General features: G+C 43.7%; 1 protein-coding gene and 1 pseudogene. Both read left to right on the top strand.

Going from position 1 to position 645, the window contains the following annotated elements:
- Positions 1-228, top strand: a 228-nt coding sequence (locus A3735_RS27185; protein WP_082886024.1) for a methylglyoxal synthase, incomplete at its 5' end; no start/stop codon positions are given.
- Between the two features lie 182 nt (positions 229-410).
- Positions 411-645 (top strand): annotated as a pseudogene (locus A3735_RS27180) (hypothetical protein); the annotation flags it as partial.

Below are 645 nucleotides of genomic sequence, written 5' to 3'. Positions count from 1 at the left end.
GCTGACGGCAAAATTGATTTGCTGATCTTTTTTTGGGATCCACTCGAACCCATGTCTCATGACCCGGATATTAAAGCGCTACTCCGACTGGCAACGCTTTGGAATATTCCCGTCGCGTGTAACAAGAGCACCGCTGACTTTATCGTCCATTCTCCACTAATGAATAATTATCAGCGCGAAACACCCGATTTCAGTGATTATCAAAATCGACCAATAGTCACGAAATAATACTTTTGAGACTTCCTACCTTTCCGTAGAGGGCCTATTTCGGTTAGGATTCTTATCTCTAAAGATGCACGCCTAAATTATATAGGGCCCTGTATAACCTGCAGGTCCTTGTTCCAAGGGAACTATTAATCATTTTCTTAGGCTGCTCTACCTGACACACTCCAGATAGATAAGAGAAAGCAGTGAATAATATGATCTCCTCAAGCAAGCGCCGTCTGCCGATGACTTTGATAGTACTCAGCCTTTTAGCAATTTCTAACAGCTCTTTCGCTAGCCAGCTATCTCCACTTACTATGTGTGTATTTGACTTCGTGGGTCATGACGGCCCGGTACACAAGCGTATGAAGGAATTCAAAATCGATGCAACACGCTGGGGCGTAGACCTTTCTTTCAAAGTTTATACAGATGACCGTGTTG

This window comes from Oleiphilus sp. HI0061 (genome assembly GCF_001635675.1).
This window is presented reverse-complemented; position numbering and strand designations above follow the sequence as displayed.